We start from the raw sequence: 14,409 nt of genomic DNA on the forward strand, positions 1-14,409 counted from the left end.
TTTTGACCACTGCCCGCCCTTGCAGCCGACCGCCGAGGACCGCCATGAACCTGGAGCTCTCCGAGGAGCAGGCCGCCGTCCGCGAGCTCGCCGCCGAGTTCACCGACCGCGAGATCGTCCCGCACGCCGCCGACTGGGACCGCGCCGAGTCGGTCGACCGGGCGGTCATCGGCAAGCTCGGCAAGGTCGGCTTCCTCGGCCTCACCATCCCCGAGGAGTACGGCGGCAGCGGCGGCGACCACCTGGCGTACTGCCTGGTGCTGGAGGAGCTCGGCCGGGGCGACTCCTCGGTGCGCGGGATCGTCTCGGTCTCGCTCGGCCTGGTCGCCAAGTCCGTCAACGGCTTCGGCACCGAGGAGCAGAAGCGGCACTGGCTGCCCCGGCTCAGCTCCGGCGAGGCGCTCGCCTGCTTCGCCCTCACCGAGCCCGGCACCGGCTCGGACGCGGCCAACCTCACCACCCGGGCGGTCCGCGACGGCGCCGACGGCTCCGACGGCGGCCACTGGCTGATCACCGGCGCCAAGACCTTCATCACCAACGGGACCTGGGCCGACGTCGCCCTGGTCTTCGCCCGCACCGGCGGGGACGGGCACCGGGGCATCACCGCCTTCCTGGTGCCCACCGACACCCCGGGCTTCGAACGCCGGGAGATCCACGGCAAGTTGGGCCTGCGCGGCCAGGCCACCGCCGAGCTCACCTTCGACGCCGTCCGGGTGCCGGACTCCGCCCGGCTCGGCCCGGAAGGCAGGGGCTTCACGGTCGCGATGTCCGCCCTGGCCAAGGGCCGGATGTCGGTGGCGGCCGGCTGCGTGGGGATCGCCCGGGCCTGCCTGGACGCCGCCGTCCGCTACGCCACCGAGCGCGAGCAGTTCGGAAAGCCCATCGCCTCCTACCAGTTGGTGCAGGAGATGCTGGCCGACATCTCGGTGGAGCTGGAGGCGGCCCGGCTGCTCACCTGGCGGGTGGCCGACCTGATCGACCGCGGCCTGCCGTTCGCCACCGAGTCCTCCACCGCCAAGCTCTTCGCCAGTGAGGCCGCCGTCAAGGCCGCCAACAACGCCCTCCAGGTGTTCGGCGGTTACGGCTTCATCGACGAGTACCCGGTCGGCAAGTACCTGCGCGACGCCCGGGTGATGACCCTCTACGAGGGCACCAGCCAGATCCAGAAGTTGCTCATCGGGCGGGCGCTCACCGGCGTCAACGCCTTCTGAAATCCCCTTCCCCCCTGAGTAGTTGAGGAGCCCCACCGTGCGTCCCGTCTACTTCGCCGCCGCCCGCCGCACCCCGATCGGGCGGCTGCGCGGCGCGCTCTCCACCGTCCGGCCGGACGACCTCTCGGCCCTGGTGCTGCGCGGACTGCTCGACGAGGTACCGCAGTTGGACCCGGCCCGGATCGACGACGTCTACTGGGGCGCCGCCAACCAGGCCGGCGAGGACAACCGCAACAACGCCCGGATGGCCGTCCTGCTGGCCGGCCTTCCCGACACCGTCCCCGGCGCCACCGTCAACCGGCTCTGCGCCTCCGGGATGGAGGCCGTCACCTCCGCCGCCCGGGCCATCGGCTCCGGGGAGGCCGAGGTGGTGCTGGCCGGCGGCTGCGAGTCGATGTCCCGCGCCCCCTTCGTGCTCCCCCGCCCGGACGAGGCCCTCCCGCACAGGATGGAGACCTTCGACACCCGGCTCGGCTGGCGGCTCACCAACCCCCGGATGCGCGAGCTGCACGGCGTCCTCTCGATGGGCGAGACCGCCGAGGAGGTGGCCGCCCGGTACGGCGTCTCCCGCGAGGACCAGGACGCCTTCGCCCTGCGCAGCCACCAGCGGGCCGCCGCCGCCCGCAAGGACGGTCTCTTCGACGCCGAGCTGCTGCCGGTGCTGCGCCCCGACGGCGTGACCGTCGCCCAGGACGAGTCGATCCGCGAGGACACCACCCTGGAGCGGCTGGCCGCCCTCAAGCCGGTCTTCCGGGCCGGTGGCACCGTCACCGCGGGCAACGCCTCCCCGATGAACGACGGCGCCTCCGGTCTGCTCCTGGTCAGCGAGGAGGCACTCGGCGACCTCGGCCTGCAGCCGCTCGGCCGCTACGTCGCCGGCGCCTCCGCCGGGGTCCACCCCGATGTGATGGGCATCGGCCCCGTCCCCGCCACCCGCAAGGTGCTCGCCCGCACCGGCTGGCAGCTGGCAGACGTCGAGGAGGCCGAGTTCAACGAGGCCTTCGCGGCCCAGGCGCTCGCCAGCGTCCGGGAGTTGGGCATCGACCCGGAGCTGGTCAACCCCACCGGCGGCGCCATCGCACTCGGCCACCCGCTGGGCAGCTCCGGCTCCCGCATCCTCACCACCCTGCTGCACCGGATGCGGCGCACCGGCGCACGGCGCGGGCTGGCCACCATGTGCGTCGGGGTCGGTCAGGGCAGCGCCGTCCTGGTCGAGCAGGTCTGAGCAAGTACCGAACTTTTTCAGGGTCTGAGGAGTCGTCATCATGAGTCGTTTCGCAGGGAAGATCGCCGTCGTCACCGGGGCGGCCCAGGGCATCGGCGCCGCCACCGCCCTCCGGCTGGCCGAGGAGGGCGCCACCGTCGCCGTCCTCGACCTCACCGCCGAGCGGGCCCAGGGCACCGTGGACGCCATCACCGCCAAGGGCGGCACCGCCCGCGCCTACGGCTGCGACGTGGCCGACTACGACGCGGTCGAGCGCGTCTTCGCCACCGTGGTCGAGGAGTTGGGAGCGCTGCACATCCTGGTCAACAACGCCGGGATCACCCGGGACAACCTCTTCTTCAAGATGCCGAAGAGCGACTGGGACGCCGTCCTGACGGTCAACCTGACCAGCGCCTACAACTGCAGCCACGTCGCCCAGACGTACATGTGCAAGCAGAAGTACGGCAAGATCGTCTCGCTCAGCTCGCGCTCCGCCCTCGGCAACCGCGGCCAGGCCAACTACGCCGCCGCCAAGGCCGGCATCCAGGGCCTGACCGCCACCCTGGCCATCGAGCTCGGCCCCTTCAACATCAACGTCAACGCCGTCGCCCCCGGCTACATCGCCACCTCCATGACCGCCGCCACCGCCGAACGGGTCGGCGCCACCGCCGAGGAGCACCAGGCCCTGGCCGCCGAACGCACCCCCCTGCGCCGCGTCGGCCTCCCGGAGGAGGTCGCCGCCGTCGTCGCCTTCCTCGCCAGCGAGGACGCCGCCTACGTCAGCGGCCAGACCCTCTACGTCAACGGCGGCGCCCGGTAGAGGCACATCGGTCATGCCGGGGGCGCGAGGAACTGCGCGAGCCGGAAGGCGGCTCACCTGCAACTGAGACGCCATCAGCCAGTTGCAGGCGCTGCCGTTCCCCGCCCCCGGAGTAGCCTCCCGGCCCTGAGCCCGCCGCAGGCCTATCGTGAGGTCATGGGCCTCATTGAGATCGAGATGTTCGCGACCCTCGACCTGGTCGGGCAGGCGCCCGGCGGGCCGGAGGAGGATCCGGTCGGGTTCCCGTTCGGTGGGTGGCAGGCGCCGCTGCTGGACGAGGCGACCGGGGCGCAGATCATGGCGGCGTACCGGGACACCGACGCGCTGCTGCTGGGGCGGCGGACGTACGACATCTTCGCCGGGTACTGGCCGCACCAGGAGAGCGGCCAGGACGACGGGATCGCCACGCTCTTCAACCGCGTCCCGAAGTACGTCGCCTCCCGCGGCACCCCGGACCTCCCCTGGGCCGGCTCCGTGCAGCTGGGCCCGGACCTGGCCGCAGCCGTCCGCGAGATCCGCGAGCGGCACGAGCACATCAAGGTGGTCGGGAGCCTGGACCTGGTCCAGAGCCTGCTGCGCGAGAAGCTGTTCGACCGGCTGGACCTCTGGGTGCACCCGATCGTCCTCGGCGTCGGGAAGAAGGTCTTCGGCGACGGCGCGGTCCCGAGCAACCTCACCCTCCTCGAACCCCCGGCCGCCGGCTCCAAGGGCACCGTGCTGCTCCGCTACGGCCTGGCCGAGGGCGTCCCGAGGACCGGCGACATGAGCGCCCCGGACCGCGGGCTCTCCGACTGAACCGGCGTCAGCCCGCTGCTGCTGCGGCGAGTTGCTTCAAGTAGCGTTCGGCGGCGCGGAGTTTGCGGCCTTCGGGGCCCGGGAGGTGGGCGCGGAGCTCGATGATCTCGGGGGCCATCCGGATCGCTTCGGCGCGGTCGGCGACGGCGCGCCAGCAGGCCTCGGCGTTGGTGGCGATCTGCTGGGTCTCGGGGTCCTCGGGGCCACGGTCGCGCAGGAGGACCAGGGCGACCTCGCGGTAGAGCTCGGCGGCCTCGGCGGGGCGGCCGGCCAGGCGGGCGATGTGGGCGCGGACCTGGCGGAGCTGGAGGCTCTCGGGGGCGTTCGGGCCGTGCAGGGCGAGGGTGGTGCGCTCCAGGTCGAGGGCCAGTTCGGCGGCGGTCTCGTGCTCGCCCGCCTCGGCGCTGCGCACGATCCGGCCGATCGCCTCCCGGTAGTCCGCCGTCGGGGCGGCAGGTGCGGGGGAGGCGGCGGGTACGGCCGGCTTGTGGAGGGAGACCAGCGGGCGGTCGGCGGCCGGCTGAGGGTCCGTCAGCGGTCCGCCCTTGCGCAGCGAGACCGGGGGGCCGACCCGGCGCGGGGTCGGCGGGACGCCCGGCTTGAGGAGGGAGACGCCCTCGCCGGGGAGGACCTTGGCGAGCAGCACGCGGGGGGCGGCGGCGGGACGGCCCTTCGGGCCGCGGGTGGGCGGCTTGGGAAGGACCGCGGCGGGGCGCGGCAGGTCCTGGTAGGTGGGGACGGCCTCGCCGATCTGGCGGGAGGTGTTGCGGAAGAACGGCCGTTCGGTGGGGTGCGAGTGCAGGATGATCGAGTCGTGCCGGACCACCGAGTGGACCTGCTCGCGCAGGAGTTCGGGCGGCAGCAGGGCCGGGCCGCCGGGGCGGCCGCGGTGCAGCACCTCGATCAGGGCGCGGGAGAAGGTGCCGATCTGCTCCGGGTCCGGGCTGACCACGGCCCAGAGCGGGATGCCGTCGGCCAGCGGGGAGATGGCGCTCTGCACCAGCGGCCAGGCGGCCTGGTCGGCGCTGAGGTCGGCGATCACCAGGGTGGGGAGCTCGCCGCGGTGCTGGAGTTCGGCGGCCAGGGCCTGCCAGGGCAGGCCGTCCTGGCGGACGGTGGCGGGCTTGGAGTCACGGAGCGTCAGGTACAGGTGCTCGCCCCGGCGGTCGGTGACCAGGTGGCCGCCGAGGTGGAGGAGGAGCGGGCCGGGGTGCAGGGCGGCGGCCCGCAGGTGGGCCAGCACGCTCTGCGGGTCGGTCGCGCCGGGGAGGTGGATGGCGTCCACGGACTCGGCGGCGAGCAGGGTCTGCGGGGAGACGGCGGCCAGCATGGCGGAGAGCACCTGGGTCTGGGAGCCGGCGCCGCGGCCCCAGGAGCGGCGGCCGGCGGTGCCGTAGCCGCCCTCGATCACCAGGATGCGGCCGCGGGCACCGTCGCCGACGGTCTGCGCGACGGGCTTCGCGTTGGCGGCAGCGGCAGCAGCCGCCGCAGCAGCGGGTCCGGTCGCCTTGACGGCCGGCATGGTGCCGGTCCAGCCGGTCGAGAAAGCCTCGGCCTGCGTGGCCGCTCCGCCCGGCCAACCGCCGCCCGCCGTCAGGTCCGCCACCGCAGGTCACCGCCCCCAACCGCCGCCCGTGTGCGACGTCACGCCGTGGTGCCCGCCACCACGTCCTCGCCACCTTACGGTGCCCACGCCCGGCTCAGCCAGGGAGGGACTCCCCGGCCGAACGGGCGCTCGACCCAACGCCCGATCGCGAGCCGTCGGCCCCCAGGACCAGGCGGCGGACGCGTCAGGGCCCGGGCGCCGGAGTGCTCACCGGACCTCGCTGAACGGCTCGGCGAAGTGGGCGGTGGCCAACAGGCCCTCGGCCGCCGCGAGTTCGGCCAGCAACCGGACCCGGGTGGCGGTGGCGGCGGGCTGGTCCTCGTCGTAGAGGTAGCCGGCGGTGGGGTCGGTGAGCTGGACGGGGTGGAGCACCACGTCGCCGGCGACCACGAGGTGGCGCTCGCCGACCGCCAGGCTCTGGTGGCCGGGGGTGTGGCCCGGGGTGGGGAGGAGGGTCAGTTCGGGGGTGAGCCGCAGGGCGCCGTCGACGGCGTCCAGGCAGCCGGCCGCCCGGAGCGGGTCGACCACGGCGTCCGTCATCGGCGAGGCGGTGGCGCGCAGCCAGTCCAACTCCCGCCGCTGGACGAGGTATCGGGCGTTCGGGAAGGCCGGGGTGGTGCCGTCGGCGGCCAGGCTGCCGCTGGCGTGGTCGCTGTGCAGGTGGGTGAGGACCACGGTGTCCACCTCCTCCGGCCGGGTGCCGGCGGCGGCCAGTTCGGCGGCCAGCCTGCCGGGGACGGGGGCCCAGCTCGCGGCCGGGGAGTCCGCACCGCCGACGCCGGTGTCGACCAGGACGGTGCGGCCGCCGGGGGTGCGCAGCAGGTAGCTGTGGAAGTGCAGGGTCCAGGGCGCGGCCCGGTCCGCCCGCCGCCAGACGGGGTGGTCCGGTCCGCCGAAGAGTTCGTCCAGCGGGCGGGCGATCTGATGGCCCATCGGGCCGACCGCGTCGCAGAGCGGGATGACCTCGACGCCGGCCCGGACCACCGCGGGGTGCGGCATCAGGGGCGCCACTCGTCGGCCAGCAGCCCGAGCACCAGCTCGTCGTGGAACCCGCCGTCCACCCAGGCGTTGCGGCGCAGCAGGCCCTCGCGGACGAAGCCGTTGCGCTCGGCGGCGGCGATCATCCCGTGGTTGTCGGCCAGCGTCTCGACCTGGAGCCGCTGGAAGCCCCGGACCCGGAAGCCGTAGTGGCACATCACCCGGACGGCCTCGGCGCCGTAGCCCTTGCCCCGGTGGGCGGGCAGCACGGCCAGCCCGAGGTGGGCGAGCCGGTTGTGCTGGTCGATGCCCCAGACGATGGCCTCGCCGAGCACCTCGCCGGTCTCCAGCCCGACCACGGTGAAGGGCGCGTGCCCCTCCGAGGACTCCCCCACCGAGAACACCGAGTTGGCGACGGGCGTCGGCTGCCACGGCCGGGTGTCCGCCTTCGACCGGGTGACCACGTCGTTGTACAGCTCCTCGTGCAGCACCTGCACGTCGGACTCGATCCGGGCCCGCAGGCCGATCCGCTCTCCACGCAACATGATCGGCGTTCTACCGTCCCGGCGGAGCGCGGGGCAACCGGATTAGCCCTCCCTAAAACAGTAGCCATGGACATAGTAGCCATATACCTTATCCATCATGAGTTCAGCAGCGCACGAGAAGGCCACCGCCGGGTTCCTGGTCTGGCGCCTGTCGATGAAGTGGCGGACGGCGGTGGACCGGGCGGTCGCACCACTGGGACTGACGCACGCCCAGTACTCGGTGATGGCCTCGCTGTACGGGATGGACCGCACGGGGCGGCAGCCGAGCCAGCGTCAACTGGCCGACCACACCGGGCTGGAGGCGCTGTACGTCTCCAAGCTGGTCCGGGCGCTGGAGGCCGCCGGGCTACTCGCCCGCACCCGCGACCCGGCCGACCCTCGGGCCATGCGGCTGTCCCTCACCGAGCCGGGGCGGGAGGTGACCGGGCGGGCGATCGGGGTCGTGCAGGAGCTGCTGGAGCAGCTGCTGGAGCCGCTCGGGGGCCGGAACAGCCCGCGCGCCCGGGAGTTCACCCGTGAGCTGACCCTGCTGCTGGACGCACCACTCGAACCGCAGACCTCGCACGTCACGAAGGAGCAGTCATGACCGAGACCCTCGCCCCCGCCGCCGACGCCCGCATGCTCGCCCTCGCCCACTACGCCGCCCGCGCCGTCCTGGAGGGCGTGCTGGAGCGGCACGGCGCCACCTTCCAGCAGAACGTCACCCTGCGGGTGGCCGTGGTGGCCGGCGGCAGCGTCACCCGGGAGCACCTCACCGCCGAGGTGACCGGCTCACTGAAGGCCACGCCCTCCGAAGTGACGGCCGTGATCGGCGAGTTGACCGATGCCGGACTGCTGGCGGCGGACCCGGCCGAGCAGGGCCTGCTGCACCTCACCCCGGCCGGGCGCGCGCTCTACGACACCGCCGCCGCCGAGTCCGGGGCGATCTCGGCCCGGGTCTGGGGCGGCATCCCCGCCGAGGACCTGGCGGCGGCCGGCCGGGTGCTCACCCTGGTCGCCGCCCGGGCGAACGCGGAGCTGGAGCGGCAGTCGTCCTGACGGCGGCTCAGCGCCCGCACGAGCCGCCCGCCCGCACGCCCGCCCGTCCCGCAGGATGCCGCACCACGGCCCACTCGGCCCAGCTGGACGTCCCGCTCGGTCCCGGCTGGCTGGCGGTCGGCGACGCCGCCACCGCCTTCGACCCGCTCTCCGCCCAGGGCGTGCTCACCGCCCTGCACACCGGCGCCTCGGCCGGCCGGGCCCTGCACGCCCACCTGGCCGGGGACCGCACCACCCTGACGACGCACCAGGAGAACACCGAGGCCCTGCGCACCGCCTACCGGCGCAACCAACGGGCCGTCTACGAGCAGGAACGCCGTTGGCCCGACCGCCCGTTCTGGCAGCGGCGGCAGACCCTGGACTGACATCCACAGGAGCATCGGGACGTCGGAACAGGGTCTGCACAGCCGCTGCCGGAACGGGCGGTCGGGCCAACGGGTGCCGGGTCAGGCGGCGGAGAGCAGGTCGCGGAGCAGGGCCACGGTGTCGGGGTCGAGGTCGCGGCCGGTGCGGCGGCTAAGGGCGTCCAGGCGGTTGACCGCGCGGACGAGCTGGTCGCGGGCGCCGGCCGAGGCGTAAGCGTAGAAGAGGTCGCGGTGCAGGAGTTCGACCTCGGGGGCGACGGCCAGGCCGCGGAAGATGGCGGCCTCGGCGGTGCGGTGGTCGCCGTACTGGAGCCTGCGGGCGGCGAGTTCGTGGGCGGTGTCCACGATCGCGGCCAGCATGTCCTGGCGCTCGGGCTCGGCCCAGCCGTAGCTGTTGCCCGAGGCCTCGGCGAACGGGGCGCCGCGGACCAGGGCGAGGGCGTGGGCCAGGGCGGCGTCGGCGGTGGAGCTGGTGCTGCGCATGCCGCGCCGGTACAGGCTGCGGAACTCGTCCCAGTCGCAGCTGACCGTCGGAGCGAGGGCGAAGCCGTCCCCGGCCTCCAGCGGCAGGAAGGCCCGGCCCTCCGCCGACTCGCCCAGCCAGGAGGCGAGTTCGGCCAGCCGGGCGGGGAGCGGGGTGGGCTGCTCGGTGGTCGGGTGCGGGTCCAGGTGGGCCGCGCCCGGGTGCAGGGCGTGGTCCAGGGCGGAGAGGTCCGCACCCGGCCGCAGGGCCAGCAGGGCGGCCAGCTCGGTCAGCATGGGCCGGCCCTCGGGGTTCACCGGGCCGGGCGCGCCGAGCAGGTCCGGCGGTCCGAGCAGCCGGATCCGGGGGGCGGTCCGGACGCTGTGCGCCTCCGGCGAGCGGAGGATGGCCAGCAGGTCGTCGCTGTCGCTGCGCAGCGACGGGGCCGGGGAGGAGGCCGGGGCCTGGGGTGCGTAGGTGGCCGGGGGCGGGGTGGGCCGGGCCGGGGCGTGCTCGGCCACCGGGGCGGCGGCCTCGTGGGTCGGCGGCGGCTCGTAGGCCGGGACGGGCGGAACCACCGTGAGCTGGGCAGGAGTTGACGGCGGCTCGAAGGCGGCGGGCGGGTTGGGGGCGGCCAGCGGGTACTCCCCGGTGAGCGGCTCGTCGGCCACCCGGGGCAGCGGTTCGGTGTCGCTCTCCGGCTCGGCTTCGGGTTCGGTCCGCTCCGGCAGGACGGCTGCGGGCGGCTGCGGCGCCGCGAACGGGTCCGGGGCGGAGAACGGGTCCGTGCGCGGGTCGGCGAGCGGAGCGGTGAAGGGGTCGGCGGCGGACGGCGGTTCCGGGGTGGAGGCAGGCACCGGCGGCACGGCCGGCACCGGGGCGACCGGGGCCACCGGGAGGGCGGGGAGCGACGGGACCGCGCTCGCCGAGGTGGCGACCGGGACGACGGCGCCGTTCTTGCGCAGCGTCAGGCCCGCCGCGTTGAGGGTGTGCCGGGGCGTGGCCGCCGGGCTGGTGCCCGCGAACGGGCTGCTGCCGGTGCCGATCAGACGGGCGATCAGGTCCGGCCCGGCCGCGTCCCCGGGGCCGCCCGGGGAGGTGGAGGCGACGGCCGCGAAGGCCGGGCCGTCCAGCGCCGGGGCGGAGGACGCGGGCCGGTCGAAGGGGTTGGAGCCGAGGAAGGCCGGCTCCGCACCCGGATCACCGAGGCCGGCGAGACCGCCCAGGCCGGGCGAGCCCGCGCCGGAGGACGCGCCCACGGCGGCCAGCACCGGCACCGGGAGCTCGGCGGGCTCCAGCTCCTCGCCGTCGAAGGTCCAGTCGGGGGCCGGGAGTTGGCTGGTGTCGGCGGAGCTGCGGAGCAGGTCGCCGACGTGGCCGTACTGCTCGGGGGCCAGCCGCTGGAGCTCCACCGTCAGGTGCAGGCCGGGGATGGTGGCCGGGCCGGTACTGGGCAGGGTCCAGCGGGCCACCGGGCCGGTGCCGCGCTCGGGCGCGCGGGTGACCACGGCCAGGCAGGTGCGCGGGGTGCCGTCCAGCAGGCGGCCGAGCTCGGCGGGCAGGTTGCCGCTCGGCGGCTGGGCCGAGAGCACGATCTCGGGCACCCAGGCTTCGTCCTCCTGGCCCCGGCTGCGGGCGTCCCGGGGGCTGCTCACCTCGGCGGCGACCAGGGTGGCGCGAGCACGCGCGGTACGCGGGCCGAGCGCGGCGAGCGCGGCCTCCAGGCTGTCGTGGCGGTGCACCCGCTCGGCGGCGGCACCGGCCAGCGGCAGGTCCTCGGCCAGGCCGACCAGGTGGAGGTTGACCCGGTCGGCGAGCGGGCTGTGGGCCAGCTCCACCGCCAGGGTGCGCAGCACGTCCCGGGCGTCGTCCGGGTGGCCGGAGAGGTGCATCAGCCGGACGGTCTCCAGGTCGGCCAGCACCACCGCGCCGTCCGGCCCGCTGCCGAGGGTGACCAGCGCCGGGTAGGGGGCGGCGTGCTTGCGGGCCTGGGAGACCGAGAGCAGCTCGTTGGAGTCCTCCGGGCACCACCAGACGTTCGGCGCGTGCGCGGCCCGGAACGGGGCGATCGGCGCGGCCGGGGCGGCCAGGTGGAGCTCGACGGTGCGGCCGGAGGTGACCCGGGCCGCGACCAGTGCGGGCAGCCGCTTGCCGCCGCGCACGGTGTTGCGGCCCATGGTGCGCAGCGCGCGGTCCAGCAGGGCCAGGCCACCGTCGTCCTGACGGGCCTTCAGCTCGGACTCGAAGGCGAGCGCGGCCGGGGCGGGCAGGGCGATCCGGTGCCGGGGGCGGCGGGTGCGCTGCTGGTCGCCGCGGCGGCGGGCCACGGTGCCGACCAGGACGGCGGCCAGCACCACGCCGACGGCGGAGGCGGCGAGCGCCACCGTGTAGTCGTCGCTGGGCGCGGTGGCCTTCGCGGCGGCCGGGTGCTGGGCAGTCGGGTGCTGGGCGGGCACGGTCGGGCCCTGGACGGGCGCGCCCTGGGAGGCCGGGGCAGACGGGGTCGGTGTGGCGGGCGTGGCAGGAGACGGGGCCTGCGGCGCGGGGGTCTGGGCGGCGGGCCCGGTCTCGGGCGCCGGGGCCGGCACGGGGACGGGGGCGGGCGCCGGGGCGGGGGCCGCCGGGGCGCCGGGGAGGGCGAGCACCATGCCCGGCACCACCACGTCCGGGTCGGTCAGCCGGGAACCGTCGGGGGCGGTCACGCCCTTGTTGGCCTCGAAGAGCTTCGGCCAGCCCTCGGCGTCGCCCAACTCCCGCTCGGCGATGGCCGAGAGGCTGTCCCCGGCCTTGACGGTGACCGAGGTGTGGCCGGAGGTCAGCGAGGCCGGGGTCTGCGCGGTCGGCGCCTGCGCGGCGGGGGCCTGGGCCGGGGTCTGGGCCTGCGGCTTGGCGTCGGCGGGCAGCTTGAGCTTCCAGCCGGGGTGGATGGCCCGGTCGGCGTCGAAGTGGCGGCCGTCCTCGTCCATCACCTGACCGTCGTTCAGCTGGGCGATCTCGGTCCAGCGCTCGCCGGAGCCGAGCTGGCTCTGGGCGATCGACCAGAGGCTGTCGGCCGGGCTGGTGTCGCGCACGGTGTAGGTGGGGTGCTGGTCGGCGGCGGGGGTCAGCGCCGGGGCCACCGGGGCGGCGGGCAGCGCCGCGTACCGGGCGGAGGCGGTCACCTGGGCCGGGGCCGCGGCGGGCCCGAGCTCCGGGACGGCCGCGAAGGCGGAGCCGGCCACCGGCAGCAGGGCGATCACCGAGCCGACCAGGCCGGCTGCCAGCCGCTGGCTCCAGCCGAAGGCGGGCAGCCGGCGGGCCACCCGGCCGCGCAGCTGGGCCGGGATCTCCAGCAGCACCGAGAGCGCGAAGCAGAGCCAGCCGATCCAGCCGACCGCGACCAGCACCCAGAGGAAGATCCGGCCGTCGTCGGGGCTGGTGAGCAGGTCGCTCAGCCCGGTGGTGCTCTGGCCGCCCATCCCGGCCACCGCCAGGGTGCCGTAGCCGAGCAGCAGTGGCACTCCGGCCAGCAGCACGGCCAGCAGCACCAGCGCGCCGAGCGCGCCGAACACCGAGCCGGCGGTCCGCCGCCGTCGCCGGGGTCGCAGCGGCACCGGCCGCCGTGCGGCCGGCACGCCCGGGCCCGGCTCGACCCGCGAGCCCGTACCGGCCCGCCGGTCCTGTCCCTTGGTCCCTCGCGCCGCCATCAGCCCGTCCCCGCTTCCCTCACACCCCGCGCCGCAGCGGCCCTGCCGCCACGGCGCCCGCCTGACCGGGCGTCAGCCCGGGCCGGAGCCCCGCCCCTCACGGGTTCTCCGCTTGCCTGACTCCGTGCACCAGCCCGGCCGTACCGAGGCCGCGCACGGTCAACTCCTCCACCCGCATCGCGCCGAGCAGGGTGGTCCGGTAGGTGGTCCGGATCTCCACCACCACGGTCCGGTCCCCCCGGAAGGTGATCTCCGCGGGTTTCAGCCCGTACGGCTCCAGGTAGGCGGTGGCCACGCCGCGCGCCTCGTCCAGGTCCTTCTTCAACACGTAGCCCCGGCCGCTCAACAGAGCGGCCTGGTCCAGCTGTTGGCCCACCGCGCGGGCGGCCTCCTGGGCCCGGGCGTCGGCGTTCTCGATCGCCCGCAGCCGGCCGCCCGCCTCCAGCACCATGCCGACCAGGATCACCATCGCCGCCGCGCAGATCGCCACGAAGAGGGCGATCGAGCCCCCGTCCGCCCGCCGACGGAGCCATCTCGGTCCCAACTCCCCTCCCCTCTCAGCCGGTTGCCCGGTAACGGTCCAGCACCGAGGTGAAGGTGCCGGTCATCGTCTTGGTGCCGGCGGGCAGCCCCGCCAGCAGGTCCGCCAGGCGGACCTTGCAGCTGACCCGCACCGTCACCGTGGTGAGCGGGCCCTCCGGCGTGGGCAGCGTGCCGTACTCGACCGGCGGGCTCTCCGCCCCCTCGCACAGCACCCCCTGCCCGGCCAGCGCCTCGGCCACCGCGTCGTGCGCGGCCTGCTGCGCCCCTTCCGGGGAACGGGCCAGGGAGGCCGCGCGCGCACCGGAACGGGCTGCTGCGTCCACTACCCCGCCGGTGGTCTGAATACGCCCGGCCGCGATGGCGATCAGCACGAAGAACACCAACGCGGGGGCCAGGATCGCCAGTTCCACCGCGAAGCTGCCACGGTCCGGGCCCGCACGACGGCAGCGGAGCGGCCCGCGCAGGGCGGGCGGGCGCCTCACGGCCGCCCGCCCTGCGGGACGAACTTCTCCCGGGGGGCGCTGACCTTGCGGGAGATCAGGAAGCGGTCGAACCCCGGCACCACGGCCAGCGGCCGGACGGTGACGGTGATCCGGTAGGTGGCCGGATCGCTCGGGTCGCTCCTGACCTCGACCCGCTCGGCGAGGTCGCCCACCCGGGTGAGGAAGTCCCCTGCCTGCCGTTCGCCCGCGTCGGAGGCGGCGCCCCGGGCCCGGCCGGTCTCGGCGCCCTCGCGGGCAGCCGTGAGCGCGACCTGGCCCGCGTACCAGTACAGGGCGGCCTGCACCACGAGGAAGACCAGGAACAGGGCCACCGGGAAGACCAGGGCGAGACTGATGGTCATCGCGCCCCGGTCCCACCGGCGGGCTCCGGTCCGGGCGGACGGCGGGCGGCGGATCACGGCGAGGGGACCACCTGGTCGGCCGGGATGCGGTTCTTGACCTTGGTGCCCAGGCTGCCGACCGCCACCACGACGGCGCCGGCGATGCCGACCAGCACCACCACGGCGAGGGCGAGCTCGATGCTGATGGCGCCGCGGTCGCCGGCCGCCCGGGCGGCGCGGAGGCGGCCCATCCGGTAGTGGAAGACGAACATGCAGAGTTGCACGGGAAGGAAGAGTGCGGTGAGGAACGAGCGCAGTACGGCCATGGTGTG

The 14,409-nt window shown here is 75.4% G+C and carries 15 protein-coding genes; 7 read left to right on the forward strand and 8 right to left on the reverse strand.

Annotated elements, in window-relative coordinates; translation table 11 throughout:
• Nucleotides 1–44: 44 nt before the first annotated feature.
• The 4 genes from ACZ6ZR_RS03070 to ACZ6ZR_RS03085 all read left to right on the forward strand — a co-directional run bounded on the left by ACZ6ZR_RS03070 (nt 45) and on the right by ACZ6ZR_RS03085 (nt 4,030).
• The gene (locus ACZ6ZR_RS03070) at nt 45–1,211 is read left to right on the forward strand and encodes an acyl-CoA dehydrogenase family protein (protein WP_465638776.1); all 1,167 of its coding nucleotides are present in this window, start codon (nt 45–47) and stop codon (nt 1,209–1,211) included.
• Between the two features lie 37 nt (nt 1,212–1,248).
• Complete coding sequence (locus tag ACZ6ZR_RS03075; protein ID WP_465638778.1) at nt 1,249–2,436, forward strand: thiolase family protein; 1,188 nt, start codon at nt 1,249–1,251, stop codon at nt 2,434–2,436.
• A gap of 40 nt (nt 2,437–2,476) precedes the next feature.
• Complete coding sequence (gene fabG / locus ACZ6ZR_RS03080; RefSeq protein WP_465638780.1) at nt 2,477–3,235, forward strand: 3-oxoacyl-ACP reductase FabG; 759 nt, start codon at nt 2,477–2,479, stop codon at nt 3,233–3,235.
• Between the two features lie 156 nt (nt 3,236–3,391).
• The gene (locus ACZ6ZR_RS03085) at nt 3,392–4,030 is read left to right on the forward strand and encodes a dihydrofolate reductase family protein (protein WP_465638782.1); all 639 of its coding nucleotides are present in this window, start codon (nt 3,392–3,394) and stop codon (nt 4,028–4,030) included.
• A gap of 7 nt (nt 4,031–4,037) precedes the next feature.
• Here the strand turns inward: ACZ6ZR_RS03085 and ACZ6ZR_RS03090 are convergent, their stop codons facing one another.
• The 3 genes from ACZ6ZR_RS03090 to ACZ6ZR_RS03100 all read right to left on the reverse strand — a co-directional run bounded on the left by ACZ6ZR_RS03090 (nt 4,038) and on the right by ACZ6ZR_RS03100 (nt 7,159).
• Entirely contained in the window at nt 4,038–5,636 is a 1,599-nt protein-coding gene (locus ACZ6ZR_RS03090) for a hypothetical protein (RefSeq protein ID WP_465638784.1), read from the reverse strand.
• A gap of 207 nt (nt 5,637–5,843) precedes the next feature.
• Nucleotides 5,844–6,635 (reverse strand): MBL fold metallo-hydrolase, encoded by a 792-nt coding sequence (locus tag ACZ6ZR_RS03095; protein WP_465638785.1) that lies wholly within the window; start codon nt 6,633–6,635, stop codon nt 5,844–5,846.
• Nucleotides 6,635–7,159 carry a GNAT family N-acetyltransferase gene (locus ACZ6ZR_RS03100; RefSeq protein WP_465638787.1) on the reverse strand — a complete coding sequence of 175 codons (525 nt, stop codon included), beginning with the start codon at nt 7,157–7,159 and terminating at the stop codon, nt 6,635–6,637. The genes ACZ6ZR_RS03095 and ACZ6ZR_RS03100 overlap by 1 nt, the downstream gene beginning before the upstream one ends.
• 97 nt (nt 7,160–7,256) lie before the next feature.
• Here ACZ6ZR_RS03100 and ACZ6ZR_RS03105 point away from each other — a divergent pair, with 97 nt between their 5' ends.
• The 3 genes from ACZ6ZR_RS03105 to ACZ6ZR_RS03115 all read left to right on the forward strand — a co-directional run bounded on the left by ACZ6ZR_RS03105 (nt 7,257) and on the right by ACZ6ZR_RS03115 (nt 8,562).
• Nucleotides 7,257–7,745, forward strand: a complete 489-nt coding sequence (locus ACZ6ZR_RS03105) for a MarR family winged helix-turn-helix transcriptional regulator (RefSeq protein WP_465638788.1) — start codon at nt 7,257–7,259, stop codon at nt 7,743–7,745.
• Nucleotides 7,742–8,197: a MarR family transcriptional regulator gene (locus ACZ6ZR_RS03110; protein WP_465638790.1), complete on the forward strand. Its 456-nt coding sequence runs from the start codon at nt 7,742–7,744 to the stop codon at nt 8,195–8,197. The genes ACZ6ZR_RS03105 and ACZ6ZR_RS03110 overlap by 4 nt, the downstream gene beginning before the upstream one ends.
• 161 nt (nt 8,198–8,358) lie before the next feature.
• Nucleotides 8,359–8,562, forward strand: coding sequence for a hypothetical protein (locus tag ACZ6ZR_RS03115; protein ID WP_465638792.1), 204 nt, complete (start codon nt 8,359–8,361; stop codon nt 8,560–8,562).
• An 81-nt stretch (nt 8,563–8,643) separates the two neighbouring features.
• Here ACZ6ZR_RS03115 and ACZ6ZR_RS03120 read toward each other — a convergent pair whose 3' ends face one another.
• From ACZ6ZR_RS03120 to ACZ6ZR_RS03140, 5 genes are all read right to left on the reverse strand, one after another.
• Nucleotides 8,644–12,711: a LysM peptidoglycan-binding domain-containing protein gene (locus ACZ6ZR_RS03120; RefSeq protein WP_465638793.1), complete on the reverse strand. Its 4,068-nt coding sequence runs from the start codon at nt 12,709–12,711 to the stop codon at nt 8,644–8,646.
• A 97-nt stretch (nt 12,712–12,808) separates the two neighbouring features.
• A complete protein-coding gene (locus ACZ6ZR_RS03125; RefSeq protein WP_465638795.1) occupies nt 12,809–13,255 on the reverse strand; it encodes a hypothetical protein in 447 nt (148 codons plus the stop codon).
• 13 nt (nt 13,256–13,268) lie between these two features.
• Nucleotides 13,269–13,736, reverse strand: coding sequence for a TadE/TadG family type IV pilus assembly protein (locus ACZ6ZR_RS03130; RefSeq protein WP_465638797.1), 468 nt, complete (start codon nt 13,734–13,736; stop codon nt 13,269–13,271).
• The gene (locus tag ACZ6ZR_RS03135; protein WP_465638799.1) at nt 13,733–14,098 is read right to left on the reverse strand and encodes a TadE family protein; all 366 of its coding nucleotides are present in this window, start codon (nt 14,096–14,098) and stop codon (nt 13,733–13,735) included. Before ACZ6ZR_RS03135 ends, ACZ6ZR_RS03130 begins: the two co-directional genes overlap by 4 nt.
• Before the next feature lie 53 nt (nt 14,099–14,151).
• Nucleotides 14,152–14,403, reverse strand: a complete 252-nt coding sequence (locus ACZ6ZR_RS03140; protein ID WP_465638801.1) for a hypothetical protein — start codon at nt 14,401–14,403, stop codon at nt 14,152–14,154.
• Nucleotides 14,404–14,409 lie beyond the last annotated feature (6 nt).

Source organism: Kitasatospora sp. NPDC088742, from assembly GCF_055584905.1.